General features: G+C 61.8%; 22 protein-coding genes. 6 read left to right on the plus strand and 16 right to left on the minus strand.

Going from position 1 to position 25,556, the window contains the following annotated elements; all coding sequences use genetic code 11:
* The 3 genes from J2X56_RS14265 to J2X56_RS14275 form a co-directional block, all read right to left on the minus strand.
* Nucleotides 1-657, minus strand: coding sequence for an amino acid ABC transporter permease (locus tag J2X56_RS14265; RefSeq protein ID WP_039788912.1), 657 nt, complete (start codon nt 655-657; stop codon nt 1-3).
* Between the two features lie 81 nt (nt 658-738).
* Nucleotides 739-1,548 (minus strand): ABC transporter substrate-binding protein, encoded by an 810-nt coding sequence (locus tag J2X56_RS14270; protein WP_084320241.1) that lies wholly within the window; start codon nt 1,546-1,548, stop codon nt 739-741.
* Nucleotides 1,549-2,486: 938 nt separating this feature from the next.
* On the minus strand, nt 2,487-3,092 hold the full coding sequence (locus J2X56_RS14275) for a cupin domain-containing protein (protein WP_310160647.1): 606 nt from the start codon (nt 3,090-3,092) through the stop codon (nt 2,487-2,489).
* A 37-nt stretch (nt 3,093-3,129) separates the two neighbouring features.
* Here J2X56_RS14275 and J2X56_RS14280 point away from each other — a divergent pair, with 37 nt between their 5' ends.
* From J2X56_RS14280 to J2X56_RS14295, 4 genes are all read left to right on the plus strand, one after another.
* Entirely contained in the window at nt 3,130-3,456 is a 327-nt protein-coding gene (locus tag J2X56_RS14280; protein ID WP_209568691.1) for a hypothetical protein, read from the plus strand.
* Between the two features lie 27 nt (nt 3,457-3,483).
* Complete coding sequence (locus tag J2X56_RS14285; RefSeq protein WP_134134619.1) at nt 3,484-3,966, plus strand: Lrp/AsnC family transcriptional regulator; 483 nt, start codon at nt 3,484-3,486, stop codon at nt 3,964-3,966.
* 229 nt (nt 3,967-4,195) lie between these two features.
* On the plus strand, nt 4,196-5,041 hold the full coding sequence (locus J2X56_RS14290) for an ureidoglycolate lyase (protein ID WP_039788920.1): 846 nt from the start codon (nt 4,196-4,198) through the stop codon (nt 5,039-5,041).
* A 146-nt stretch (nt 5,042-5,187) separates the two neighbouring features.
* Nucleotides 5,188-5,940, plus strand: a complete 753-nt coding sequence (locus J2X56_RS14295; RefSeq protein WP_209568695.1) for an SDR family NAD(P)-dependent oxidoreductase — start codon at nt 5,188-5,190, stop codon at nt 5,938-5,940.
* A 163-nt stretch (nt 5,941-6,103) separates the two neighbouring features.
* Here the strand turns inward: J2X56_RS14295 and J2X56_RS14300 are convergent, their stop codons facing one another.
* The 8 genes from J2X56_RS14300 to pstS form a co-directional block, all read right to left on the minus strand.
* Entirely contained in the window at nt 6,104-7,744 is a 1,641-nt protein-coding gene (locus J2X56_RS14300) for a methyl-accepting chemotaxis protein (protein ID WP_209568697.1), read from the minus strand.
* Between the two features lie 430 nt (nt 7,745-8,174).
* On the minus strand, nt 8,175-9,485 hold the full coding sequence (gene phoR, locus J2X56_RS14305) for a phosphate regulon sensor histidine kinase PhoR (protein ID WP_121037945.1): 1,311 nt from the start codon (nt 9,483-9,485) through the stop codon (nt 8,175-8,177).
* A 121-nt stretch (nt 9,486-9,606) separates the two neighbouring features.
* Nucleotides 9,607-10,284: a response regulator gene (locus J2X56_RS14310; RefSeq protein ID WP_034332673.1), complete on the minus strand. Its 678-nt coding sequence runs from the start codon at nt 10,282-10,284 to the stop codon at nt 9,607-9,609.
* 93 nt (nt 10,285-10,377) lie between these two features.
* Nucleotides 10,378-11,085 (minus strand): phosphate signaling complex protein PhoU, encoded by a 708-nt coding sequence (gene phoU / locus J2X56_RS14315; protein ID WP_121037942.1) that lies wholly within the window; start codon nt 11,083-11,085, stop codon nt 10,378-10,380.
* Between the two features lie 179 nt (nt 11,086-11,264).
* Entirely contained in the window at nt 11,265-12,065 is an 801-nt protein-coding gene (pstB, locus tag J2X56_RS14320) for a phosphate ABC transporter ATP-binding protein PstB (protein WP_310160648.1), read from the minus strand.
* A gap of 35 nt (nt 12,066-12,100) precedes the next feature.
* Nucleotides 12,101-12,997 (minus strand): phosphate ABC transporter permease PstA, encoded by an 897-nt coding sequence (gene pstA, locus J2X56_RS14325; protein ID WP_039788929.1) that lies wholly within the window; start codon nt 12,995-12,997, stop codon nt 12,101-12,103.
* Nucleotides 12,997-14,007: a phosphate ABC transporter permease subunit PstC gene (gene pstC, locus J2X56_RS14330; protein ID WP_121037939.1), complete on the minus strand. Its 1,011-nt coding sequence runs from the start codon at nt 14,005-14,007 to the stop codon at nt 12,997-12,999. Before pstC ends, pstA begins: the two co-directional genes overlap by 1 nt.
* 171 nt (nt 14,008-14,178) lie before the next feature.
* Nucleotides 14,179-15,228, minus strand: a complete 1,050-nt coding sequence (gene pstS, locus J2X56_RS14335; protein WP_134134616.1) for a phosphate ABC transporter substrate-binding protein PstS — start codon at nt 15,226-15,228, stop codon at nt 14,179-14,181.
* Nucleotides 15,229-15,645: 417 nt separating this feature from the next.
* Here pstS and ppk1 point away from each other — a divergent pair, with 417 nt between their 5' ends.
* A complete protein-coding gene (gene ppk1 / locus J2X56_RS14340; RefSeq protein WP_286867458.1) occupies nt 15,646-17,766 on the plus strand; it encodes a polyphosphate kinase 1 in 2,121 nt (706 codons plus the stop codon).
* A gap of 41 nt (nt 17,767-17,807) precedes the next feature.
* A complete protein-coding gene (sixA, locus tag J2X56_RS14345) occupies nt 17,808-18,287 on the plus strand; it encodes a phosphohistidine phosphatase SixA (RefSeq protein ID WP_039788936.1) in 480 nt (159 codons plus the stop codon).
* A 164-nt stretch (nt 18,288-18,451) separates the two neighbouring features.
* Here the strand turns inward: sixA and J2X56_RS14350 are convergent, their stop codons facing one another.
* The 5 genes from J2X56_RS14350 to J2X56_RS14370 all read right to left on the minus strand — a co-directional run bounded on the left by J2X56_RS14350 (nt 18,452) and on the right by J2X56_RS14370 (nt 25,459).
* The gene (locus J2X56_RS14350) at nt 18,452-20,206 is read right to left on the minus strand and encodes a methyl-accepting chemotaxis protein (RefSeq protein ID WP_310160649.1); all 1,755 of its coding nucleotides are present in this window, start codon (nt 20,204-20,206) and stop codon (nt 18,452-18,454) included.
* A 358-nt stretch (nt 20,207-20,564) separates the two neighbouring features.
* Complete coding sequence (locus J2X56_RS14355) at nt 20,565-22,325, minus strand: methyl-accepting chemotaxis protein (RefSeq protein WP_310160650.1); 1,761 nt, start codon at nt 22,323-22,325, stop codon at nt 20,565-20,567.
* Nucleotides 22,326-22,705: 380 nt separating this feature from the next.
* A complete protein-coding gene (locus tag J2X56_RS14360) occupies nt 22,706-23,755 on the minus strand; it encodes a glycosyltransferase family 1 protein (protein ID WP_121037928.1) in 1,050 nt (349 codons plus the stop codon).
* Nucleotides 23,756-23,804: 49 nt separating this feature from the next.
* Nucleotides 23,805-24,695 carry a UDP-2,3-diacylglucosamine diphosphatase gene (locus J2X56_RS14365; RefSeq protein WP_204725059.1) on the minus strand — a complete coding sequence of 297 codons (891 nt, stop codon included), beginning with the start codon at nt 24,693-24,695 and terminating at the stop codon, nt 23,805-23,807.
* Nucleotides 24,692-25,459 carry a GNAT family N-acetyltransferase gene (locus J2X56_RS14370; protein ID WP_039788946.1) on the minus strand — a complete coding sequence of 256 codons (768 nt, stop codon included), beginning with the start codon at nt 25,457-25,459 and terminating at the stop codon, nt 24,692-24,694. Before J2X56_RS14370 ends, J2X56_RS14365 begins: the two co-directional genes overlap by 4 nt.
* Between the last annotated feature and the right edge of the window lie 97 nt (nt 25,460-25,556).

A 25,556-nucleotide genomic window follows, 5' to 3' on the forward strand; every position in this document is an offset into this window, starting at 1 on the left:
TCACTTCACCTTGTGTTTTCCAAAACGTCTCTCCAGCATCTTGGTGAGACTCATCAATGGCAGGCTCATCGCCAGGTAGCCCACGGCAATGAGCGTATAGACCTCAAGGTTCTGAAAGGTGGCGGCTGCGAGCAAGGTTCCCTGCCGCGTCATTTCCGTGACGGTGATGGTGGAGGCCAGCGAGGAATCCTTGAGCATCGAGACCAGCGTATTGCTGTACGGTGGCAGGGCGACCTTGATGGCCTGCGGCAGGATGACCCGCGTCATGGTCTTGACCCGGCCCATGCCGATCGACTGCGCGGCCTCATACTGCCCCATATCCACCGATTCGATGCCGGACCGGATGATCTCGGCCACATAAGTCGAATAGCCGAACGCGAGACCGATGATACTGGCCTGCAAGGCGCTGAGCTGAATATGAATCGAGGGAAAGACGAAGTAGATATAGAACAGCAAGACGATCATCGGCAGGCCGCGGACGATGTTGATCAGGGTCGCCGTGACCTGCCGCACCGGGGCATGGCGGGACATCTTCAGCAAGGCCCAGACCAGACCCAGCAGCGTGCTCAACACCAGGCAGCTGAGGGTGATGAAAATCGTCATCCCCGCCCCTTGCAACAGGATCGGCACAAAGTCCGCCATATCATTCCAACGCATTGTCTTCCCTCTGATGATGATTGCTGGAGGTGACGGAGCAGTCTCCGTCACGCCGGTCCCGAACCCGGGCTGAAAGACACGTCAGTCGACGAAGTTCCATTTCTTCAAGATCTGGTCCAACGTGCCATCGGCCTTGATCTTGACCAGTCCATCATTGATCTTGGTCAGCAGCGCGGTATTGCCCTTCTTGACGCCAAAGGCAATCGGCACCTTGCGCAGCGGCTTGAAGCCATCGACTACACGGCATCCTTGCAGGGCACCGTTGGCTTCCTGGGCTTTCCAGATCGGGTAATCATTGAAGCCTGCGGTAATGCGGCCCAAGGCAACGTCACGCGCCATATCGGCAGCGGTGTTGTACAGCTTCACTTCCTTGAAGATGCCAAGCTTCATCAACTCTTCCGACGTCTCTTCGCCTGCACCGGCACCGATGACGGTTCCGGCCAGATCCTGAATGGTGCGATATTGCTTCTTGTCCGAGGCACTGACGATGATGCCTTTTCCGAATTCGGCTACCGGCTCAGAGAAATCGACGACTTCCTTGCGCTTCGGGGTGGGCGACATCCCGGCCACGATGAGATCGATCTTGTCCGAGACCACGGACTGCACCAGCGCGGAAAAAGGAACGATGTCGAAGGAGATTTCAAACCCCTCCCGCTTGCCGATTTCGCGGATCACATCCGGCATCACGCCTTCAATCTGCTGCGTCTTGATGTTCAGGAATGCATTGGGCACGCTGGAAGGTGTCGTTCCGGCAGAGACTTTGGCGGGACCTGCCGCCTGAGCCTGAGTCATCGTGACCAGCATCAGGCAGGTCGCCAGGCCGGAGGCCAGGTTGCGCAAGGCGCGAGCGATGTGCTTCTTGGAAGCACGGGGAGAGATACAGGGGTGCATAGCCGATCCTTAACAAAGTGGTTCTGACAAGTTCTGGAAAACAGGCAATGAAGAGGAGGACTCTTCTTTTCAATCGAACATTCGAACAATTGAACAATTGAACGACTGCACAATTGAACGACTACATAATTGAACGACTACATAATTGAAGCGCCGCGCAAGACACACTGCAATTTCGTGACTACCCATCTGCACTACCTGCCGCAAAGCGAAACTTTCCGGCAATCTGCTGGCAAACGTGACTACGGGCACTGGCCGCCCTGAGCTCGGGGCGAACCGGCTACCGCGTTTTCTTCAAAAGAAAACCGCACATTCCAAAACGCATACAAGATTTCTTCAGGCGGCGAACGCACCTGAAACCCACTCCAATCAGGAGGAAGCGCGCAAAGTTACCAGCCGCGGCATGAGATAACGTGCCAGGCAGCGTGCAAGCTCAATGGCGCTCGCGACCTTCCCATCGCAAGCGTCCGCGATGCCGCATGGCTCATCACGATGATTTGCCAAATGGCGGAAGACCCGTGCCGCTGCCCTACCTTCCCGGGCAACCCCGTCGCCCGTACAAAAAATGCCTCGCCCGGCATTGTTGCCTCGGGCCTGCGCCAAGACAGAATGTCTACCCGCCGCCTCCTGAAAATGCGATGACCGCTACATACTCACCAATACAAACCGCACTACGGGCGGAATGAACTATCGCAGCTCAACGGCACCTTCAAGCAATCGCTGCCAGGATGCCCGTGAACTCCGACCAGGGATCGTTTTCCCTACTGAATCAAGCGCGTGAAATATTATTTATAAATTTCATTATAGTGAATTCAGAATGAAATTCTAGGCCTGTGGTTAAAATAACTCATGTTTTTATCCGGCCTGCTTCCTGTTCACTTTTTCGGTGCGCCGCGCCCCTGATTGGACGCACGAAGGCCCCATATCGGGGCTGGATTTCAGAGATGAACAATGGGGGGTTGCGTATTCATCACCCACAGCAGACGTGCGGGCTTTGCGCTTTCGTTATGCACGCTGTGCGGAATGGTGCTGGAGAACTGGAAGCTGTCACCGGACTTGAGTTCGACCCGGCTGCCGCCAAGATTGAGGACGACCGATCCCTCGATGACCACCCCGGCCTTCTCGCCAACCCCGATCAGCACTTCATCGGAACCGGCCCCTGGCGGGATCAGGATGATCATCATCTTGAGATCATGATTTCCCTGCGGCGACAGCAACTCCTTCTGCATGCCCCGACTGCCTACATCGAAGACGGGGCGGTCTTTGGCGCGCCGCACCACGTCGCTGGCAACATAATCCGGGGTGGCCTCGGCATCCTCCAGCAAGGCACTCAGCGGAACGGACAGCGCCACCCTCAGACGTTCAAGGATACGCATCGACGGATTGGCCTTGTTACGCTCGACCTGGCTGACCGTCCCCACGGAAACGCCGGCGGCAGCCGCCAGCTCGTTGACCGACATCCCCCGCTCCAGACGAAGCGCCTTCAGCCGCGCCCCCACGTCCGCATGCGGAGCAGCTGCCGGATCCTTTTTCTTGATTTTCATTTGCGTCATTGCGTCATTCGCTTTCTCTGGAAACCTCATGGTGATTTCAGGACACCGGAAGCTGGTGCCTTCGCACATTTTATTGCAGGAGCACATGGCGGATGCCGGAAAATCTATTGATCATTATATTGAACAATGTCATATTGTATTGAACGTTCGAAAGGAAGCTTCCGGCCTCGCTTCATTGCATTTTTCACTGCAGGAAGCACCTGTGTCCACCGCTTCCTGCAGACAGTCAGGCGACGGCCAGCCTTTGACGCCGCATGAACTGCCACCCGCGCTGGGCCATCGGCTGATTCTGGCAGGCCGTAACGTGAGCCGGATCGGCAGTCACCCTCCACGACGACCAGATAAATCCAATTGACGCTGAATCATTGGGGACGATGGAAACATGTCGGAATTAGTGAAGCTTGACCGGTTCGATATCCGGATCCTCAGCCTCTTGCAACGCAACGGCCGCATGACGAATGTGGATCTCTCCAACGAGATCGGCCTGTCGCCGAGCCCATGCCTGCATCGGGTGAGACGCCTGGAGAAGGCGGGCTATATCGCCGGATATGGTGCCCACATCCATCTGGAAAAGCTGGGGCATGTTCAGTTCGTGTTCACCCAGGTCACGCTCTCCGGTCACACGCGCGGCGATTTTGAGAAATTTGAAACCCTGGTGCGCGATGTGGATGAAATCGTGGAGTGTCATCTCATCAGCGGTGCGTTTACCTATCTTCTGAAATTCGTGACGCGCGATTTGGGGCATTACCAGCGTGTGGCAGAAGACGTGCTGAGAGAAAAAGGAAACGTCGAGAAATACTTCAGTTACATCGTCATCGCCTCACCCTCACTCAAGGGACAATACCCGCTGGACAAGCTGGCTTGAGCTGCTGGCCGACTGTGCGCTGAAGGACTGCGGGTCTTCCTGATCGAAGTCGCTGCAAGCGGCCAGGCTCCCTTCGACAGCTTCAAGGGTATTGGTCTTACCAATAAACTGGTAATATCCAGTTTCCCAAATCGACAGCCCATCGCCTGTCGCCCGCCCTCGGCACGCTGAGGCCGAGCCACGGCAAAAAGGCGTCATTCAGAGACAATCATTTCTCAAAGGAAACACGATGAAATTACTGCGTTACGGCCCGGTGGGGCAGGAAAAGCCCGGCGTCCTCGACCAATCCGGCAAGATCCGCGATCTGTCCGCCTACATCAAGGACGTCAACGGTGCCGTACTGGATGACGCTTCCCTGGACAAGATCCGCAAGCTGGACCTGGAAAGCCTGCCCGCCGTGGAAGGCTCGCCGCGCATCGGCGCCTGCGTCGGCAACATCGGCAAATTCATCTGCATCGGCCTGAACTACGCCGATCACGCCGCCGAATCCAACCTGCCCATCCCGGCCGAACCCGTCGTGTTCAACAAGTGGACCTCCGCCGTGGTCGGCCCCAATGACGACGTCAAGATCCCCCGCGGCTCCAAGAAGACCGACTGGGAAGTCGAACTGGGCGTGGTCATCGGCAAGGGCGGCAGCTACATCGACGAGAAGGACGCGATGTCCCACGTGGCCGGCTATTGCGTGGTCAACGACGTCTCCGAGCGCGAATACCAGATCGAACGCGGCGGCACCTGGGACAAGGGCAAGGGCTGCGATACCTTCGGCCCCATCGGCCCCTGGCTGGTCACCCGCGATGAAGTCGCCGATCCGCAAAAGCTGGGCATGTGGCTGGAAGTGGATGGCAAGCGCTACCAGAACGGCAATACCAGCACCATGATCTTCGGCGTGGCGCACATCGTCTCCTACCTGTCGCGCTTCATGAGCCTGCAGCCGGGCGACGTCATCTCCACCGGCACGCCGCCGGGCGTGGGCATGGGCGTCAAGCCGGAAGCCGTCTACCTGCGCGCCGGCCAGACCATGCGCCTGGGCATCGACGGCCTCGGCGAACAGCAGCAGAAGACCATCGACGCCTGATCCATCCGGATCACCGCGTCACCCCGCGCCGCCAGTCGGCGGCGCGGTTGCATCCCCATCGAAGTCCACAAGAACAAGAACGACCATGCGCGGGCGCATGTCCGCCTGCGCGATCCAATGACCGCAACAGGGAAGGAGAAGACACAATGAATCACTACGATTTCCAGGGCCGCAGCGCCATCATCACCGGTGGTGCCCAGGGCTTCGGCTATGCCGTGGCCGAACGCCTGCTGCAAGGCAAGGCCAAGGTGGTGCTGTGGGACATGGACGAAAAAGCGCTGGCCGAGGCCCGCGCCAGGCTGGAACCGCTGGGCAATGTCGAGACCGTCCGCGTGGATATCTCGAGCCAGTCCGACGTCCAGCAAGCCATCGAAGCCACCGAAAAACTCACCCAGTCCATCGACATTCTGGTGCACAGCGCCGGCATCGCCGGGCAGAACAATCCGGTGGCGGACTACTCGCCTGAAGAATGGCGCCGCGTGATCGACATCGATCTCAACGGCGCCTTCTATGTCAACCAGGTGGTGGTCCAGCGCATGATCGCGCAGAACTACGGCCGCATCGTCAACATCGCCTCCATCGCCGGCAAGGAAGGCAATCCCACCGCCTCCGCCTACAGCGCCGCCAAGGCCGGCATGATCGCCCTCACCAAGAGCCTGGGCAAGGAGACCGCGACCCGCAACATCGCCGTCAACGCCATCACTCCGGCCGCCGCGCAGACCCGCATCCTGGAGCAATGCACCCAGGCCCACATCGATTACATGCTCTCCAAGATCCCGCGTGCGCGCTTCGTGAAGGTGGAAGAGCTGGCGGCGATGGTGGCGTGGCTGGTGTCCGAGGAGAATTCCTTCACTACGGCATCCGTCTTCGATCTCTCGGGCGGACGAGCCACCTACTGAGGGCGCGGGGCGTGGCCCCCGGTCTTCCTCGGTGGAAGTGACGCAGAATGCTTCATTTGCGCCGCTACCCACCGTCGTTGCGGCCTGCCCAAAACAAGAAACCCGCCAGGATGTGAATGGCGGGTTTCTTGTTTGTGGCATCAGTGTCAGCTTCGTCGCCTGGTCAGCGCAAGGCCGGTCGCGGCGGCGTGATGTCTACCGGTGGGCGGCTCACCACTTCCTCACTGCCGTAGCCCACCTGGTCCTGCGCCAGTACCTTGAACTGGCTCACCACTTCGGACAGGCGCGCGGCCTGTTCCTGCATCGCTTCGGCAGCGGCGGCAGCTTCTTCGACCAGGGCGGCGTTCTGCTGGGTGGTCTGGTCCATGTCGGTGATGGCCAGATTGACCTGGCTGATGCCGTCGCTCTGCTCGCTGCTGGCCGCCGTGATCTCGGAGACGATGTCGGCGACCTGGCGCACGCTGGCCACCACTTCGTCCATGGTCGTGCCGGCACGCTCCACCAGCTCGCTGCCGGAGCCGACCTTGGCCACCGAGTCATCGATCAGGGTCTTGATTTCCTTGGCGGCCGAAGCCGAGCGCTGGGCCAGCGAACGCACTTCCGAGGCCACCACGGCGAAGCCCCTGCCCTGCTCGCCTGCACGGGCCGCTTCCACGGCGGCATTCAGGGCCAGGATGTTGGTCTGGAACGCGATGCCGTCGATGACGCTGATGATGTCGACGATCTTGCGCGAGGATTCATTGATGGAACCCATGGTCGAGATCACCTGCGACACCACTTCCCCGCCCTGCTGTGCCACCGAGGAAGCGGAGGCCGCCAGCTGGTTGGCCTGGCGGGCGTTGTCGGCATTCTGGGCCACGGTGGAGGTCAGTTCTTCCATGGCCGAGGCAGTTTCTTCCAGGGCACCGGCCTGGCGTTCGGTCCGCGCCGAGAGGTCGAGGTTGCCGGTGGCGATCTCGCGCGAGGCGGTGCCGATGGCATCGGTGCCGCTGCGCACCTGGCCGACGATGCGCGCCAGGTTGCCGGTCATGGCCTGCAGGGCATGCATCAGCTTGCCGGTTTCATCCTTGCGGGCGGCCAGATGGTCATCGACACGGGTGGTGAGATCGCCAGCGGCCACGGCTTCGGCCACATTGACCGCCTTTTCCAGCGGCCGCGTGATGCCCAGCGCCAGGCTGCGCGCGAACAGCCAGCCCAGCACCACTTGCAGGATGGCCAGGCCGATCATGAGGTTGCGGCTTTCGTGATAGACCTGCTGGATGTCCTTGGCCACCTGGTCGATGTTGGCGCGTTGCAGGTTGAGCAACTGCTGCAGATTCTCCAGATAGCCCTTGGCCGCCGCATCGAAGGGGCCGGCCAGGATCTTGGCGGCTTCCTCGGCGTTGCCATCGGCCTTGGCCTTGGAGATGGCGTCACGGTGCTTGATGTAATCCTTGCGCACCTCGCCCAGCTTGGCGAAGACAGCTTTCTCTTCCGGCGATTCGATCAGGGCTTCGATGGCCTTCTGCTGTTCGGTGGACATGCGGCTGGCCTCGGCGGCGTCGGCCGCGAAGAAGCTGGCCAGGCTGGGATCGGCACTCTTGGCAATGGCCGTGGTGCGGCGCACGCTGGTGTGGATGGTGCGATACCAGTCGGAGACCAGGCGCTCCTTGGTCAGCGGCTCGTGCATCATTTCGTCGGTGGCGGCGGCGATGCCTTGCAAACGCCAGATCGACAGCGCGACGACCACGCTGGCTGCGGCCAGGATGACGGCAAAACCCAGGCCCAGGCGGCGGCCGATCTTCATGTTGGCGAAATAGCTCATCGTTTTCTCTTATGCGCAGTAGGTGGAGGGGTAGACCGGTACATCTACGGACCGGTCTCAGGCGCTTCGGCTTCATGGTGCGACGAATACCGCCGCGGCGCGATCAGGGATTTCCTGACAACAAGCTGTCATCGCGGCAACGGGATGACGGCTTGCTGGCTAGCACACGGCGGGATGCGCCCGGTGCCGGCCAGGAATGCGAAGCCTGCCCGTGGCGCGCACATGCATGCGACAGCGCCGCCGGCAATGGCCGGGGCTTGCGAGGCGCCATTGTTGCCGTGAAGACAGAAGGCAGGCATTCGTAATTTCACTTACTGACGACATGTCAGCGTTGAGCTATAGCGCAATAGTACGCGCCTGCGGCCGATTCAAACATGAAAAAAGGATGCCGAAGCATCCTTTCCATTTGGTTTGACCGGAGGTGGGCAGTTTATTGCTGCGCCGCGTAATCCGCGATGGTCTGGGTCGCCGGGAAGTGCACCGTGAAGGTACTGCCGTGATCCGGCACCGAGGCAATATCCAGCGTGGCATGGTGGCGCAGCAGCACGTGACGCACGATGGCCAGGCCCAGGCCGGTGCCCTGGGTCTCGCGCGAGCGACTCTTGTCGACGCGATAGAAGCGTTCGGTCAGGCGCGAGATATGTTCGGGGCTGATGCCGATGCCGGTATCCTGCACCGCGAAATGTGCGCCCTGCTCGTCACTCTGCCAGCGCAGGGTGATGGTACCGCCTTCCGGGGTATAGCGCACGGCATTGGTGACCAGGTTGGTAAAGGCGCTGCGCAGTTCATCGGCATTGCCCTTGAGGTCGGGGCCGTCGACCACCAGGCGGATGTCATGCTTGCCCGCCGACAGCGCACGGCCTTCCTCGGCGATGCGCTCCAGCAGCGGACGGACGCGCAGCACTTCGGAGCGCAGGGGGTAGTCGATCGATTCCAGGCGCGTCAGCGTGAGCATGTCGTCGATCAGGTTCTGCATGCGCTGGCCCTGCTCGGTCATGAGCTTCAGGTGGGCCATGCGGGTGGACTCTTCCAGGTTCGGCTGCGCCAGCGCGATTTCCAGAAAACCGTTGATGACGGTCAGCGGCGTGCGCAGTTCGTGCGAGGCATTGGCCACGAAGTCACGGCGCATCATGTCGATGCGCTGCGATTCGGTGACGTCGTGGGTGACCAGGATCTGGCGGCGGTTCTCGAAGGGGATGATCTGGATGATCAGCTTGCGCTCATGCAGGGCCAGTGTGAGCGGCTGCTCGTAGCGGCCCAGGATGATGTAGTCGATGAAGGCCGGATTGCGGATCAGGTTGGTGACCCGCATGCCCTTGTCGCGGTCCAGCTTGAGGCCCAGGTGCGACTGCGCGGCCGGGTTGCACCATTCGAGGAAGAGCACGTCGTCCATGATCACCACGCCATCCGGCAGCAGGCTCATGGCCTGGCGGAAGCGCGCCAGCCACTCGGCCAGTTCGGCCTGGTTGCGTTCATCGTCGCGGCGCATGCGGTACAGCCGTGCATAGACATCGGTCCAGGCCCCCCAGCCATCGGGCAGGCGCGACTGGCCGGAATCATCCAGCCAGGTCGACAGGCGCAGCAGGTAGTGCAGGTGCGTGATCATCATCGCGCCCACGCCCAGCACCGCCGTGACCAGCCCGATGATGGGGCCGAAGAAGAAACCGACGACTCCTGCTCCGGCCAGGCACAACACCAGGCGCAATACAGCAGGAATCCAGAACAGAAGTTGTGGACTCATTGATTTGACAGATAAATCTGGGAAGCGCCCGCGCGCCAAACTTTTTAATTTTGCTGATTATGAACGACGCGGGCTGTTTGGTCTTTGATCTTTATTTACTCGATCTTTGTTTGCTCGATCTTTATTTGGTCGAGAGCATGTAGCCGACGCTGCGCACCGTCTTGATGAGGTACTCGGCATCGCGCAAAGCCTTGCGCAGGCGCAGCACGTGGACATCCACGGTGCGTTCCTCGATCACCACGTGGTCGCCCCAGACGCGGTCGAGCAGCTGGCTGCGCGAGAACACGCGATCAGGATGCGCCAGGAAAAACTTCAGCAGCTTGTATTCGGCGTGGCCGATATCGATGCGTGCGCCCGACAGGCTCACCGAGCAGCTGGCAGGATCGAGCGTGACCGGACCGGCCGACATCACTTCCTGGGCGTGCTCCGGGCTCTTGCGGCGCAGGAGGGCCTTGATGCGCGCGGTCAGTTCGCGCGGCGAGAAGGGCTTGGTGATGTAGTCGTCGGCACCGTTGTCGAGGCCGGCGATCTTGTCTTCTTCCATGCTCTTGGCGGTGAGCATGATGACCGACAGTTGCTGCAGCTGGCGGTCGGCACGGATGCGCGACAGCAGGTGCAGGCCGCTGCGGTCGGGCAGCATCCAGTCCAGCAGCACCAGTTGCGGGGCGCGGTGCTGGACGAAGTCCCAGGCCGCGGCCGCGTTGGAGACGACGAAGCTGGACCAGCCTGCCTCCTTGAGGGTGAAGGCAATCAGTTCGGCAATGGAGGGCTCGTCTTCGACGATGAGGATAGTAGTCATGATAGTCAGGCTTGTTAGCAGTATCGCGGGTCTCCCCTCCGCAATCCGGCAGTGGCAGCGCTTCCCCCGCTGCCAGCACCGGTGCCGTCGTGCTTAGTCTTCTTCCTGGAGCGTCTTGGCCGAACCGAAGTCGGTGTGGCGGATATCCTTGCCACCGACCACGTAGACCACGTATTCGGCGATGTTCTTGGCATGGTCGCCGATGCGTTCGATGGCCTTGGCCACCCACAGGGTATCGATGGAACCGGAGATGGTGCGCGGGTCTTCCATCATGAAGGTGATGAGGCTGCGGGTGATGGAACGGAAGCCGTGGTCGATGCGTTCGTCCTGCTTGATCAGTTCCAGCGCCTGCTGGTCATCCAGGCGGGCGAAGGCGTCGAGGGCGCTGCGCAGCTGGTCCATGGCCTGTTCGGCGATCAGGCTCACGGTTTCATAGTGCGAGACCAGGCCGATGCCGCGCTTGTGCAGGTGGATGGCGGTGCGGGCGATCTTGGTCGCCTCGTCGCCCACGCGTTCCAGATCGGTGATGATCTTGATGGTGGCCATGACGGTACGCAGGTCATTGGCGGTTGGCTGGCGGCGCACGATCAGGTGGCTGCAGGCGTCGTCGAGTTCGACTTCGAGGCGATTGACGGCTTCGTCGTCCTTCATCACGCGATGGGCGACGTCGAGGTTGCCGTTGCGGAAGGCCGCAATCGCGTCCTGGAACTGGTGTTCCACCATGCCGCCCATGGCGAGCACCTTGGAGCGGATCTGCTCCAGATCCTGGTCATACTGTTTGGAGGAATGATCGCCGGTCATGTGACGTCCCTAAAAAGAATTTCTATAAATAATTTATACAGTGCAATGACTACTCTGTGGAATCGTCGTATCGGCGTAGCGAGCGCTTCGAGTTCGCGTCGAGAAGCGCAGCCGTACTGGGTACGGCGAGCATCGCAGACGCGAAATCGGAGCGCGCAGTAGCCGAGACGACGGTTCGATCAGCCAAAGCGGCCGGTGATGTAGTCTTGGGTTTCCTTGCGCACCGGATTCATGAAGATCTGATCGGTCTCGCCAAACTCCACCAGCTCGCCCAGGTACATGTAAGCGGTGTAATCCGAGCAGCGCGCCGCCTGCTGCATGTTGTGGGTCACGATGGCGATGGTGTAGTCGTTCTTGAGTTCACCGATCAGTTCTTCCACCTTGGCCGTCGAAATCGGATCCAGCGCCGACGTCGGTTCATCCAGCAGCAGCACTTCCGGCTTCACGGCTACGCCGCGTGCGATACACAGACGCTGTTGCTGACCACCGGAGAGCGACAGGCCGCTCTTGTGCAGCTTGTCCTTCACTTCACCCCACAGCGCCGCCTTGTTGAGCGCCCATTCGACGCGCTCATCCATCTCGCCCTTGGGCAGGTTTTCATACAGGCGGATACCGAAGGCGATGTTGTCATACACCGACATCGGGAACGGCGTCGGCTTCTGGAACACCATGCCGACCTTGGCGCGCAGCATGTTCAGATCCTGGCCCGGTTCGAGGATGTTGTTGCCGGCATACATGATCTTGCCCTCGGCGCGCTGGCCGGGATACAGGTCATACATGCGGTTGAAGGTACGCAGCAGCGTCGACTTGCCGCAGCCCGAGGGTCCGATGAAGGCGGTGACCTTGCCTTCATAGATGTTCAGGTTGATGTTCTTCAAACCCTGGAATCCGCCGTAGTAGAAGTTCAGTTGCGAAACTTCCAGCGTGGTCTTCTGGGCCGCAGCGGCGTTGAGAGGTGCGGTCGAAGCGTGGCTTGCCATTTGATGAGCAGTAGTCATGTCGGTCACTTGGAGAATTAGCCGGGGATTTGTTGTTTGAACAGGGTGCGCGAGAGCACGTTGAGCAGCAGCACGCTGAAGGTGATCAGCAAGGCGCCGCCCCATGCCAGCGAGACCCAGTTGTCATACGGGCTCATGGCGAACTGGTTGATCACCACCGGCAGGTTGGCGATCGGACGGTTCATGTTGGTGCTGAAGAACTGGTTGTTCAGCGCGGTGAACAGCAGCGGAGCGGTCTCACCCGAAATACGCGCCACCGCCAGCAGCACACCGGTCACCACGCCCGCCTTGACGGCACGCAGGCGCACGATGATGGCTACCTTCCAGCGCGGGGCACCCAGCGCGAAGGCCGCTTCACGCAGGCCGCTCGGCACCAGCTTCAACATGTTGTCGGTGGTCCGCACCACCACCGGAATGGCGATCAGCGAAATGGCGAAGGTACCGGCCCAGCCCGAGAAGTGGTTCACGTTGGCCACGTAGATCGCATAGATGAACAGGCCAATCACGATCGACGGTGCCGACAGCATGATGTCTGTGACGAAGCGGGTGACCTGGGCCAGCTTGCTTTCCTCGCCGTATTCGGCGAGATAGACGCCGGCCAGGATGCCGATCGGGGTGCTGATGATGGTGCTGATACCGACCATCAGCAGCGAGCCGACGATGGGGTTCAGCAGGCCGCCGCCGGCATCGCCCGGACCGGGGGTGTTTTCGGTCAGCAGGCCCAGGTTCAGTGCGGCCACGCCCTTGAAGACCAGGGTCAGCAGGATCCAGGCCAGCACGAACAGGCCCAGGCCCATGGCCAGGAAGGAGAACAGCATGCCCATGCGATGCTGCATCAGGCGACGGCGGTAGACGGGGTTCATGGCTTGCGCCTGGTCGGTGCTTTTCACACCGGCTTGTACGGTCTGGCTCATTATTTGGCTCCTTCCTTGCGGGTCATGCCCATCAGCATGATCTTGGCGGCGGACAGAACGATGAAGGTGATGACGAACAGGATCAGGCCCAGGGCAAACAGCGAGGACACGTGCAGCTTGCTGGAGGCTTCGGCGATTTCATTGGCCAGGGTCGAGGCAATCGAGTTGCCGGCCGAGAACAGCGACCAGGACAGGCGATGCGAGTTGCCGATCACGAAGGTGACCGCCATGGTCTCGCCCAGCGCACGGCCCAGGCCCAGCATCACGCCACCGACCACACCGGTCTTGGTGTAGGGCAGCACCACCTTGCGCACCACTTCCCAGCGGGTGCAGCCCAGACCGTAGGCCGACTCCTTCAGCACTGCGGGCACAACTTCAAACACGTCGCGCATCACCGAGGAGATGAAGGGGATGATCATCACCGACAGGATCAGGCCGGCGGTCAGGATGCCGATGCCCATGGTCGGGCCGGAGAACAGCACGCCGATGCCGGGGATCTGGCCCAGGGTGGCCTTCAGGAAGGGCTGGCCGTATTCCGAGAACAGCGGTGCGAACACGAACAGGCCCCACATGCCGTAGATGATGGAGGGCACGCCCGCCAGCAGTTCCACACAGGTGCCCAGCGGACGGCGCAGCTTGGCCGGGCAGATTTCAGTCAGGAACAGCGCGATGCCGAAGCTGACCGGGAAGGCGATCAGCAAGGCGATGATCGAGGTCGACAGCGTGCCGACGATGGCGATCATGGCGCCGAATTCGTTATTGGTCGGATCCCATTCGACGCGCGTGATGAAGCCCGGGCCGAAGGCCTGGAACGCCGGTGCGGCACCGATGATGAGGGAAACGATGATCCCGCCCAGCATCAGCAGCACGGACAGGGCGAAGATCAGGGTGATCTTGTGGAAAAAGAAATCCTGCAGACGCTGGCGGCGCATGACGGCCATCAACTTCTCGCGCGCAGCTTGCGCACTTTCAGTCTCTGTCGGGGATTTTTTGACTTCGGTATTCGACATTGCCGTGGTGGAATAATTAGCGCTCATTTGAATTCACCATTAAAACGGGCCATCGCCGCGAATGCTCTGTGCTCCAGAGTTGCTCGTTCTCGCTGCGATGACCCGAATGCTCCGTAGGGGAGAGGCTGCTATGACCGGATGTTCATGGCATCCGGCCGGACCGGACTTGGCTTACCAGAGAGCCTTGCCGCTGCTGTCCTTGACGTTGCTCTTCCAGGAATCTTCCACCAGCTTGGTGACCGAATCCGGCAGGGGCACGTAGTCCAGTTCAGCAGCAACCTTGCCGCCGTTCTTGTAGGCCCAGTCGAAGAACTTCAGGACTTCCTTGCCCTTGGCGCCATCGCCAGCCTGTTCCTTGTGCAGCAGGATGAAGGTGGCGCTGGAGATCGGCCACGATTCCTTGCCGGCTGCGTCGGTGAAGTCCACTGCGAAGCCAGGGGTCTTGGCCCAGTCGCCAGCGGCGGTGGCAGCCTTGAAGGTGGAATCGTCCGGGGAGACGAAGTTGCCATCCTTGTTCTTCAGCTGGGTGTAGTTCAGCTTGTTCTTCTTGACGTAGGCGTACTCGACGTAGCCGATTGCGCCCTTGACCTTCTGCACGTTGGCGGCAACGCCTTCGTTACCCTTGCCACCCACGCCGGTGGGCCACTTGACGGCAGTACCGGCACCGATCTTGCTCTTGAAGTCGGCGTTGGCCTTGGACAGGTAGGAGGTGAAGACGTAGGAAGTGCCCGATGCATCCGAACGGTAGACGACGGTGATGTCTTCATTCGGCAGCTTCACGCCCGGGTTCAGGGCGGTGATCTCCGGTGCGTTCCACTTGGTGATCTTGCCGGCGTAGATGTCGCCCAGCACCTGGCCCGACAGCTTGATCTGGCCGGGGGTCACGCCGTCCAGGTTGACCACGGGAACCACGCCACCGACGACGGCGGGGAACTGGGTCAGGCCGGCTTCAGCCAGTTCGCTTTGCGGCAGCGGAGCATCCGAAGCGCCGAAATCGACGGTCTTGGCCTTGATCTGCTTGATACCACCGCCCGAACCGATGGACTGGTAGTTCAGGCTGTTGCCGGTGGCGGCCTTGTACAGCTCAGCCCACTTGGCGTAGACCGGGTACGGGAAGGAGGCGCCAGCGCCGGTGATTTCTGCTGCATGCGCGGCACCGCTGAAAGCGAAAGCGCCAGCCACTGCGATTGCAACAGACTTGATCAGATGGTTAAAACCCATTTCTGCTACTCCTATGATTTTGAAGAGAGGACGGTCACCGAGAAACATCACGTCGGGAGGGATGACTTTCGAGACAGGGCGAACTTTAACCAGCTAATGTGACGAGTTTATGACCCGAACTTGTCATTCAGTCCAGATCGCACGGGCCTCCGCGCCGCGCTGCAACACTCCCTGCCCGGCACCCGGCAACCGCCCGAAAACCCGCATGCCGCGCGCGGTGCGGCTTTCCTGACAGTTTGATGTCATGGCCCGTGGCGGGTGATGCCACGGGTTGCCTGCAGACAAATATGATTTTGTCATCATATAGAGATGGATTTATACTGAAGCAAATATGACAAAGCAGCCAAGGTGTTGTCATAAACTCGTCATACCTCCTAAATACACTGCCCGCTCTAAGTGGATGGACAGGGACCATTGATGACCAGAAAAGCAAAGCCGGAGAGCAGTACCCAACCTGAACTTCCCGCCAGTACGATTTACCTCAACCGTGAACTGTCGCAACTGGCCTTCAACCGCCGCGTGCTGGCCCAGGCCGAAGATGACAGCGTGCCGCTGCTGGAGCGCCTGCGCTATTTGTGCATTTGCAGCAGCAACCTCGATGAATTTTTCGAAGTGCGCATCGCCAGCCTGCTGGCCAACCGCATCGAGGGCGAGAACATCGACCCGCCCGAACTGCGCGCCGCGCTCGAACGCACCAGCGCCGAATGCCACCGCATCGTTACGCGCCAATATGAACTCCTGAACGAAGAGATCCTGCCGCAGCTGGCCGCCAACGGCATCCACCTGCTGCGCCATGACGACCGCAACGAAGCGCAGCGCGCCTGGGTGAAGCACTATTTCGAGCAGCACGTGCGGCCGCTGCTGACGCCCATCGGGCTGGATCCGGCCCACCCCTTCCCGCAGGTGCACAACAAGAGCCTCAATTTCATCATCGAGCTCTCCGGCAAGGATGCCTTCGGACGCGGCACGGCCATCGTCATCGTCAAGGCACCGCGCGTGCTGCCGCGCGTGATCAAGCTGCCGGACCACCTGTCGGCCAAGGGGCAGTCCTCGTTCTGCCTGCTCTCTTCGGTGATCCATGCGCATATCGCGGACCTGTTCCCGGGGCGCGACATCACCGCCTATTCGCAATTCCGCGTCACCCGCAACAGCGACCTGTGGGTCGATGAAGAAGAGGTCAAGAACCTGCGCCAGGCGCTGGAGACCGAATTGCAGAGCCGCCAGTTCGGCGTGGCGGTGCGACTGGAAGTGGCGGCCAACTGCCCGGAACACCTGGCGCAGTTCCTGCTGAACCAGTTCAACATCGAGCGCAATCGTCTGTACGCCGTGCAGGGCCCGGTGAACATGGTGCGCCTGGGCGAGATCGTCAACCTGGTGAACCAGCCGGAGTTGCGCTTCCCGCCCTTCTCGCCCACGCTGCCGCCGCAGCTGGCCAACGAAAATATCTTCGCCGCGCTGGACAAGAAGGACGTGCTGCTGCACCACCCCTTCCAGTCCTTCCAGCCGGTGGTCGATTTCATCCGCACCGCCGCCCACGATCCGCGCGTGCTGGCCATCAAGCAGACCATCTACCGCACCGGCATGAACTCGGACCTGATGGAGGCCCTGATCTACGCCGCCCAGCATGGCAAGGAAGTGACGGTGATCGTGGAGCTGATGGCGCGCTTCGATGAAGAAGCCAACATCAACTGGGCCGTCAAGCTGGAGCAGGCCGGCGCGCAGGTGGTCTACGGCGTGGTCGGCCTGAAGACGCACGCCAAGCTGGCCTTGGTGATCCGTCGTGACGACGACCAGAACCTGCGCTTCTATGCGCACCTGGGCACCGGCAACTATCACCCCAATACCACCAAGTTCTACACCGACTTTGGCCTGCTGACCTCCAACCAGGAGCTGACCGCCGAAGTCAACGAAGTCTTCATCCACCTCACCAGCCTGACCAAACCACGCAATCTCACGCACCTGTGGCTGGCCCCGTTCTCGCTGCAGAAGGAAATCATCCGTGCCATCCGCAACGAAGGGCAGATCGCCCGCGAAGGCCGGCCGGCGCGCATCATCGCCAAGATGAATGCGCTGCTGGATGAATCGGTGATCCGCGCGCTTTATGCGGCCTCGGCCGACGGCGTCAAGATCGACCTGATCGTGCGCGGTGCGTGCGCGCTGCGGCCCGGCGTGCCGGGGCTGTCGGAGAACATCAAGGTGCGCTCCATCATCGGCCGCTATCTGGAACACTCCCGCATCTATTATTTCCGCAACGACCTCAAGCACGACGTCTACCTGGCCAGCGCCGACTGGATGAACCGCAACCTGTTCCGCCGCATCGAGGTCGGCTTCCCGGTGCTGGACAAGGCACTCAAGAAGCGCGTGATGAACGAGGGCCTGAATCCCTACCTGAAGGACAACACCAACGCCTGGCACCTCGACGTCAATGGTGTCTATACCCTCAAGAAAGCGCGCAGCAAGCAGCAGTCCTTCAACGCCCAGCAGCATCTGATGACCACGCTGGGCATCCCGGCCACGCCGCCGGAAGAGCCTGTGTAATGCCGCGCATGGCGGCCTGCTGATTTCCTCAAGGAGCTGAGATGGACCTGATTCTGTGGCGTCATGCCGAGGCTGAACTGGGCGAACCCGACGAGGGCCGCGCCCTGACCCCGAAGGGGCACAAGCAGGCGGCCAAGATGGCCGAATGGCTGGACCGCAACCTGCCCGAGAGCTGCCGCATCCTGGTCAGCCCGGCCACACGCACGCTGCAAACAGTGGAAGCCTTGAAGCGCAAGTACAAGGTGGTGGCCGACCTGGCCCCCAACATGAGCGCCGACGACCTGCTGCGCGCGGCCAACTGGCCCGACAGCCGCGAGCCGGTGCTGATCGTGGGCCACCAGCCGACGCTGGGCCAGGTGGCGGCACGCCTGATCTCGGGGCAGCCGCAGGAATGGTCGCTGCGCAAAGGCAACGTGTGGTGGATCGCCCAGCGCGACCGGGGCGACGTGACCACCAATTACCTCAAGGCCGTGGTCGCCCCGGAATTGCTGAACAGCCCGGGCAAGCATCCGCCGCGCTGATCCCCGTACGGGAGGGGTGGATCGCCCCCTTTTGCGTGAAAAGTGAATGAAAAAATCGCCGCACCCTGCGCAAGCGGGCAGCGGCGATTCTTCATGGAGCGGGGTGAAGTTTCTGGCAAAAACGCCAGATCGTCCGGAGCGGAGGAGATCAGAAGATCAGGAAATCAGAAGGTCTCCCAGTCGCCATCATCCCCCGCCGGCAGACGCGAGGCGGGCTTGGCACTGGCGGCGGCTGCCGGCAAGGCCGGGCGCTTCAGTGCCGGGACCGCCTTGGGTACGGCCGGCTTGGTCGCTGCAACAGGCTTGGCCGGCGTGGCGGCAGCCTTGGGGGCAGGCTGCTGCACGTTGACCTGCGGCCGTAAGCTCACCACATCGCCCTGGCCTACGCGGAAGATCGCCACTTCCTGCATCAATGCCTGCGCCTGCTGCTCCAGCGACTTGGCCGCAGCACTGGCCTGTTCCACCAGGGCGGCATTCTGCTGGGTCGCTTCATCCATCTGCGTGACCGCGCGCGAGACCTGGTCGATACCGGCGCTCTGTTCATTGGAGGCGGCCGAGATCTCGCTCATGATGTCGGTGACGCGCTGCACTGCCTGGATCACGTCGCTCATGGTCTCGCCGGCCTGGCCGACCAGTTCGGAACCGGCCTGCACGCGTTCCACCGAGTGCATGATCAGTTCCTTGATTTCCTTGGCGGCACTGGAAGAACGCTGCGCCAGCGCCCGCACTTCGGTGGCCACCACCGCAAAGCCGCGGCCCTGCTCACCGGCACGGGCCGCTTCCACGGCGGCGTTCAAGGCCAGGATGTTGGTCTGGAAGGCGATGCCGTCGATGATGCTGACGATGTCGGTGATGCGCGCCGAACTCTCGCGGATCTCTTCCATGGTCTGCACCACGCGGCCCACCACGGCATTGCCGTCGGCAGCGATGGTAGAGGCGTTGACCGCCAGGGTCGTCGCCTGGCGGGCATTGTCGGCGTTGTGCTTCACGGTACCGGTCAGTTCTTCCATGCTGGAGGCGGTTTCTTCCAGCGAGGCGGCCTGCTGCTCGGTGCGTGCGGACAGGTCCAGGTTGCCGGACGCGATCTCGCGCGTGGCCGTGGCAATCGCATCGCTGCCGCCGCGCACGGCACGCACGGTACGCGAGAGGCTCTCCTGCATGCGGGAAAGACCTTGCAGCAGCTGGCCCATTTCATTCTTCGAATGCACGTGGACCGGCTGCGTCAGGTCGCCATTGGCGATGGCATCGAAGTGGCGCAGCGCACGCTGCATCGGCTCACCGATCGCGCGGCGCAGCGACCACCAGCTGAAGAAGGCCAGCAGCAGGCCACCGATGACGGCGGCAATCGAGAACATGCGCGAGGCTTGGTAGCGCGCGTTGGTGGCAGCCAGGCTTTCTGCGGCCTGCTCGGTCTCGTACTTGTTGAGTGCCTGGCCATCGAGCTGCATGGCGCTGTAGGCCTGGCCCACCTTGCGTGCCTGATCGGCGATGGCCTGGCGATCCTGGGACTTGATGGCGGCCGTGAACTTGTCCAGCGCGAACTGGGTATTGGCAATGCCTTCGGAGACCTTCTTCACCAGCGCCCTGCCCTCGTCCGTCTGCGGCAGAGCCGTATATTTGTCCCACCATTGCAGGGCTTCCTTGCGGGCATTGGCTTCCATGACGAACATGCGCTCGGTCCAGGCCGCATCCAGGCTCATGGCGGCCTGGTCCAGCGAGGTCCGCTGGCGGCCGATCCAGATCAGGGTGTTGTCGGCGGCCACCGTCTTGGGAATGCGTTCTTCGGAAAGCTGGCGGTTGATGCTCACGGCGGCCGACATGCCCAGCAGGCCCGACAGGCCGAGCGCAAGCAGCAGGAGGGACAGGACAAGGACGGCAATGGCGAGTTGCGCCTTGATCGAGAGGTTCTTGATGGACATGGACTGATTCCGGTGGATGAAGGGAAAGGGCCGCACTGCAATCCCCGGGGCCGCGTGCTGCACACTCTGCGCAATCGGCGTGGTCGTCGTCCGGCCTGTGTGGCCGCTGCTGCGACGCCGCGCTCTCCCCCGGGTGCGCAGGTGACCGCCCTCCCCTTGCCGGGGCAATCCGCCTGCAACATTTGATATAGCTTTACGGCAACTTCGCAATTATCTTGAATTCTCACGCAGCGTGCTTGCCCGCCCCTGAAAAATAAAAACGCCGCCACCTTGACGGTGGCGGCGCTTGCACGCGAACTTGATTTTTTATTGACTAATGCTTAACCAGAATTACAAGTTCTTGCAACAGCGCATCCGATCAGAATTCCTCGAAATCATCATCACGCGCGGCCGTCGCCGGCTTGCCTTTGGACGCACCGGAGGCAGGCGGCAAGCTGGCCACGGCTGGCTTCCTGGCGGCAGCCACCGCGGGCGGCGGATTGATCGTGCGCACCGCTGCCGGGCTGTTCATCACCGGCGCGGCGGACTGCTTGTGCGCGGGATGTTGAGGCTGTGAATGAGGCCGCGCCTGCGCCGCCGTCTTCAGCTTGAACACGGCCACGGCACGGGCCAGCACATCGGATTGCTCCTGCAGGCTTTCGGCAGCGGCGGCGGCCTGCTCGACCAGTGCCGCATTCTGCTGGGTGATCTCGTCGATCTGCGCGATGGCATTGTTGACCTCGGCGATACCGGCGCTCTGCTCCTGGCTGGCGGCCGTGATCTCGCCCATGATGTCAGCCACGTGCTTCACCGACGCCACGATCTGGCTCATGGTGGCCCCGGCCTCATCGACCAGCTTGCCGCCGGCATCGACCTTGTCCACCGAATCGCTGATGAGCTCCTTGATTTCCTTGGCGGCCGCCGCGCTGCGCTGGGCCAGCGCGCGCACTTCCGAGGCGACCACCGCAAACCCGCGTCCCTGCTCGCCCGCGCGGGCCGCTTCCACTGCCGCGTTGAGCGCGAGGATATTGGTCTGGAAAGCAATGCCATCGATCACACCGATGATGTCGACGATCTTGCCCGAGCTCTCCTTGATCGAACCCATGGTGGCGACCACGTCGCCGACCACACGCCCGCCCTTGGTGGCGTAATCCGAGGCCGACAGCACCAGCTGGTTGGCCTGCTGCGCGTTGGCGGCGTTCTGCTGCACGGTGGAGGTCAGCTGTTCCATCGAGCTGGCGGTTTCTTCCAGGCTGGAGGCCTGCGATTCAGTGCGGTTGGAGAGATCGACGTTGCCGCGCGCGATTTCATGCGAGGCCACGGCGATGACGGCGGCGCTTTCCTTGACCTCGTTGAGCGTGGTCGCCAGATTGCCCTGCATGGCATCGAGGGCGTTGACCAGATGTGCGGCTTCATCGCGCCCCTGGTCGTGGAAGTCGTGGGTGAGATCGCCACGGGAAATCGTTTCCGCAATACTGCCGGCGCGCTTGAGCGGATTGACGATGGAGCGCGTGATGATGAAGGTGAAGAAGAAGCCCAGGCCCAGCGTCAGCACGCCCATGGCCAGCATGCCGATCTGCGCCTTGCGGTAGCTGTCCTTGGCGTCAGCGTGGGCCTGCTTCATGTCCTCCTGCTGGAACGCCGCCAGCGCCGCCACGCTGGCCATCCACTTCTCATGCGCAGGGAGAAAATCGCTTTTGAGCTGCTGGGCTGCATCGAAGTAATTGTTGCTGGCCACCTGCTGGCGGATCTGCTCCACCAGCGGGAACAGCTTCTTGCTCTCGCCGCTGGTGGCTGCCAGCAAATCCTTGCCACGGCCATCGGCGGACAAGCCTGTGATCTGCTTCTCGAAGCCGGCATAGGCTTTCAGGATCTCGCCCAGGTGTGCGTCCTCGGCCTTGCCCTCGGCGGCATCGGTGGGCGTGACCACCTTGCGCAGCGCCAGGGCCAGCTGGCTGCCGGCCTCGCGCATGTTCATGGCGCTGGTCATGGCGGCGACCTTCTGGTCGATCACGTATTCACTGCTGGCTTCCAGCTCGGCCATGCGCCACAGGCCGATCAGCAGGATGGCGGTGGCCAGCAGCAGAATGAGGCAGAAGCCGAATGCCAGGCGGCTGCCGATCTTGAGATGTTGAATCATGGCGTGTCTCTTCCTGATAACGCGAACGTCGACGGTGATGCAATTGCGCGCACGGTGAACCAGCACCCTGCGAGTTGCTCTTTTTACTGCGTATTGTTGCGCTCACGGTGGAGCATGATTCATGCCCGGCCCGCTACCTTGCCCCGGCAAGGCCCGCCTGTAGCGGCTCTCAGGCCCACGCGACCGGTCTGCGGCGTGCCTCCGGTGTGGATTCTTGGTTTTTTGTAATCGGTATTACAAGCGGCGCACGCGGGCGTGGCGCATCTTAGAAGAGGGGTACGCGGGCATGCCAATGCTTTGTCGGCATGCCCTCATGTGCGTCTTGCATAGTTATCAAAAGATGAAGAACTGAACGGCTGCGCAAGGCTGCCGTTGCCGGGTCAGCGGATCTCTCGCACCGGCTTGATGGCCGCAGCCTTGCCGGGCGCACTGCGGTGCGCCAGGTGCAGGTGCTGCAGGAACTGCTGGGTGGCCGATTCCCAGGAGCGGGTGGCCGCGTGGGCGCGCACCGCCTCATGGTCGAGCTTCATGGCCTGCAGGCAGGCTTGCTTGAGGTCCTGGCGCAATACGCCGGACACGCCGTTGTCGACCACGTCGATCGGGCCTTCCACCGGATAGGCCGCGACCGGAATGCCGCAGGCCATTGCCTCCAGCAGCACCAGGCCGAAGGTATCGGTCTTGCTGGGGAAGACGAACACATCAGCGCAGTTGTAATACGCCGGCAGCTCATCGTGGCCCTTGGCCCCCAGGAAGCGCACTTCCGGGTAGCGCGCGCTCAGGTCTTCCAGTTGCGGGCCATCGCCCACGACCCACTTGGTGCCGGGCAGGTCCAGCTTGAGGAAGGCTTCGATATTCTTTTCCACCGCCACGCGGCCCACGTAGAGGAACAGTGGACGTTCGATGCAGGCATGGTCTTCCACCGCCGGGCGGAAGTGATTGGTATCCACGCCGCGCCCCCACAGGACGACGTTGCGGAAGCCCTCCTCTTCCAGCGCCGTCTTCATCGCGGGAGTGGGCACCATGATGGCTTCGGAGCGGCCATGGAACCAGCGCAGCAGGCGATACGTGATCGCCTTGGGCAGCAGCTTGCGCGCAGCCAGGTATTCCGGGAAACGGGTGTGATACGCCGTGGTGAAACTGAGCTTGTGGCGCACGCAATAACGGCGCGCCGCCAGCCCCATCGGACCTTCGGTGGCGATGTGGATGCAATCGGGCTGGAAGGCTTCGAGCGCCGCCACGATGCGGGCATAGGGCTTGTAGGCCAGGCGGATTTCAGGATAGGTCGGACAGGCGAAGGTGCGGAAGTCGCGCGGCGACAGCAGCAGCACTTCGTGACCGAGACCGCGCAGGCAACGCACGGTGGAGCGCAAGGTGTTGACGACGCCGTTGACTTGCGGCTCTCCGGCGTCGCTGATGATGGCAATGCGCATAAACTATATAAACAATATAAACGATATGATTCGCAAGGAACCCGCTGCCTCAGGCGGTGGCGAGTTCGCGGGCGGCCTGGCGCGCTTCCTTGCCCGCGCGCTTGAGTTGCATGATTTCCTGCCAGGTCACCAGGCGCAGTTCACCGCTGGGGTCTTCCACCAGTGCCGACAGGCTCTCGACCCAGTCGCCGTCGTTGCAGTAGACGACACCGCCGATGTCGCGGATCTCGGGCTTGTGGATGTGGCCGCAGATGACGCCATCCAGGCCCTTCTTCTTGGCCTCGTCAGCGAGCGCGTCTTCGAAGGAGGTGATGTAGTTCACCGCATTCTTGACCTTGGATTTCAGGTACTGCGAAAGCGACCAGTAAGGCAGCCCGGCACGCGCGCGCCAGCTGTTGAACCACTGGTTGAACTTGAGGATCATGGTGTAGAGGCTGTCGCCCACGTAGGCCAGCCACTTGGCGCAGGCGATCACGCCATCGAAGCGGTCGCCGTGCAGTACCAGCATGCGCTTGCCCTCGGCGGTCACGTGCACCAGCTCGTCGCGGATCTTGATGCCGCCGAAATCGAGGTCGATGAACTGGCGGATCACTTCATCGTGATTGCCGGGAACGAAGATGACGTTGGTGCCCTTCTTGGCTTTCTTGAGCACGGTCTGCACCACGTTGTTGTGGGACTGGTCCCAGTACCAGCGACGCTTGAGTTGCCAGCCGTCGATGATGTCGCCGACCAGGTAGAGCGTTTCGGATTCGGTGGCGCGCAGGAACTCCAGCAGGCGTTCAGCCTGGCAGCCGGTGGTGCCCAGGTGGATATCGGAAATCCAGATGGTGCGGAAGCGCAGCGGATCGCGCCTGGCTTCCTCGTCACCGGCATCGTTGTCGGGCCCCAGGTCGGCGAACAGCCCCTGGGCTTTTTCCATGAACTGTTCGCGTGGCTTCATGCGGTCCTCGAATCCTTGAGGTAGTGGCGGGCATAGCGGCTGTCGAGCTTGGAGAGCGGCAGCAGCAGGAAGAAATCGGCCGAGTGGAAATCAGGATCCCAGGCCGGTTCGCCGCACACCCACGCACCGCTGCGCAGGTAGCCGCGCAGCAGCGGCGGGATCTGCGGATCGACGCCGGCCTGGCGGTCTTCCAGCGGGAAGGGCAGGAGCGGCGTGACGCGATAGTCCGGCGGCGCCAGGTTCTTTTCGCGGAAGGCGTGGTACAGCGCGGCGGCGTTGTGGCCGCCATCGGCCAGGCTCACGCTGGCGCAGCCCATCAGGTATTCGCAGCGTTCCTTGCGCATGTAGGCGGCCAGGCCGGCCCACAGCATCATGATGACGCCGCCGCTGCGGTAGTCCGGGTGGATGCAGGCGCGGCCAGCCTCGGCGATGACGCCGCGGATGTTGTCCAGGCGCGAGAGATCGAATTCCTGTTCCGAGTAGAACTTGCCCATGCGGCGCGCACCGTGCGGGCTCAGCACGCGATAGGTGCCGACCACGGAGAGGGTCTTGCTGTCGCGCACGATCAGGTGATCGCAGTAGTCGTCGAACTCATCCTTGTCCAGGCCTTCGGGGTTGGCCAGGGCCGACAGGTTCATCGCTTCGATGAAGACCTTGTAGCGCAGGCGCTGAACTTCGCGCACTTCTTCCGGGGTGCTGGCCAGGCTCAGGTTCAGCTTGGCAAAACTCGGATTGGCATCGGCAGGAATGGTAAGCAGTCTCATGCATTGTCCTTTGTGGTGATGTTTGAAAGAGACCGTGGAAGATGTCAGCCAGGTCAACCAGACAACATAAGCGACCTCACCTGAACTGCTTCCCGCG

The sequence above is a fragment of the Herbaspirillum sp. 1173 genome, from assembly GCF_031455335.1.
In the GTDB taxonomy this organism is placed as follows: domain Bacteria; phylum Pseudomonadota; class Gammaproteobacteria; order Burkholderiales; family Burkholderiaceae_D; genus Herbaspirillum; species Herbaspirillum huttiense.

What these genes read in the sequence shown, in the direction of transcription:
- J2X56_RS14265 (WP_039788912.1), bottom strand. Translation starts at nt 657, where the DNA reads ATGCGTTGGAATGATATGGCGGACTTTGTGCCGATCCTGTTGCAAGGG.
- J2X56_RS14270 (WP_084320241.1), bottom strand. Translation starts at nt 1,548, where the DNA reads ATGCACCCCTGTATCTCTCCCCGTGCTTCCAAGAAGCACATCGCTCGC.
- J2X56_RS14275 (WP_310160647.1), bottom strand. Translation starts at nt 3,092, where the DNA reads ATGAAAATCAAGAAAAAGGATCCGGCAGCTGCTCCGCATGCGGACGTG.
- J2X56_RS14280 (WP_209568691.1), top strand. Translation starts at nt 3,130, where the DNA reads ATGGTGATTTCAGGACACCGGAAGCTGGTGCCTTCGCACATTTTATTG.
- J2X56_RS14285 (WP_134134619.1), top strand. Translation starts at nt 3,484, where the DNA reads ATGTCGGAATTAGTGAAGCTTGACCGGTTCGATATCCGGATCCTCAGC.
- J2X56_RS14290 (WP_039788920.1), top strand. Translation starts at nt 4,196, where the DNA reads ATGAAATTACTGCGTTACGGCCCGGTGGGGCAGGAAAAGCCCGGCGTC.
- J2X56_RS14295 (WP_209568695.1), top strand. Translation starts at nt 5,188, where the DNA reads ATGAATCACTACGATTTCCAGGGCCGCAGCGCCATCATCACCGGTGGT.
- J2X56_RS14300 (WP_209568697.1), bottom strand. Translation starts at nt 7,744, where the DNA reads ATGAGCTATTTCGCCAACATGAAGATCGGCCGCCGCCTGGGCCTGGGT.
- phoR (WP_121037945.1), bottom strand. Translation starts at nt 9,485, where the DNA reads ATGAGTCCACAACTTCTGTTCTGGATTCCTGCTGTATTGCGCCTGGTG.
- J2X56_RS14310 (WP_034332673.1), bottom strand. Translation starts at nt 10,284, where the DNA reads ATGACTACTATCCTCATCGTCGAAGACGAGCCCTCCATTGCCGAACTG.
- phoU (WP_121037942.1), bottom strand. Translation starts at nt 11,085, where the DNA reads ATGACCGGCGATCATTCCTCCAAACAGTATGACCAGGATCTGGAGCAG.
- pstB (WP_310160648.1), bottom strand. Translation starts at nt 12,065, where the DNA reads ATGGCAAGCCACGCTTCGACCGCACCTCTCAACGCCGCTGCGGCCCAG.
- pstA (WP_039788929.1), bottom strand. Translation starts at nt 12,997, where the DNA reads ATGAGCCAGACCGTACAAGCCGGTGTGAAAAGCACCGACCAGGCGCAA.
- pstC (WP_121037939.1), bottom strand. Translation starts at nt 14,007, where the DNA reads ATGTCGAATACCGAAGTCAAAAAATCCCCGACAGAGACTGAAAGTGCG.
- pstS (WP_134134616.1), bottom strand. Translation starts at nt 15,228, where the DNA reads ATGGGTTTTAACCATCTGATCAAGTCTGTTGCAATCGCAGTGGCTGGC.
- ppk1 (WP_286867458.1), top strand. Translation starts at nt 15,646, where the DNA reads ATGACCAGAAAAGCAAAGCCGGAGAGCAGTACCCAACCTGAACTTCCC.
- sixA (WP_039788936.1), top strand. Translation starts at nt 17,808, where the DNA reads ATGGACCTGATTCTGTGGCGTCATGCCGAGGCTGAACTGGGCGAACCC.
- J2X56_RS14350 (WP_310160649.1), bottom strand. Translation starts at nt 20,206, where the DNA reads ATGTCCATCAAGAACCTCTCGATCAAGGCGCAACTCGCCATTGCCGTC.
- J2X56_RS14355 (WP_310160650.1), bottom strand. Translation starts at nt 22,325, where the DNA reads ATGATTCAACATCTCAAGATCGGCAGCCGCCTGGCATTCGGCTTCTGC.
- J2X56_RS14360 (WP_121037928.1), bottom strand. Translation starts at nt 23,755, where the DNA reads ATGCGCATTGCCATCATCAGCGACGCCGGAGAGCCGCAAGTCAACGGC.
- J2X56_RS14365 (WP_204725059.1), bottom strand. Translation starts at nt 24,695, where the DNA reads ATGAAGCCACGCGAACAGTTCATGGAAAAAGCCCAGGGGCTGTTCGCC.
- J2X56_RS14370 (WP_039788946.1), bottom strand. Translation starts at nt 25,459, where the DNA reads ATGAGACTGCTTACCATTCCTGCCGATGCCAATCCGAGTTTTGCCAAG.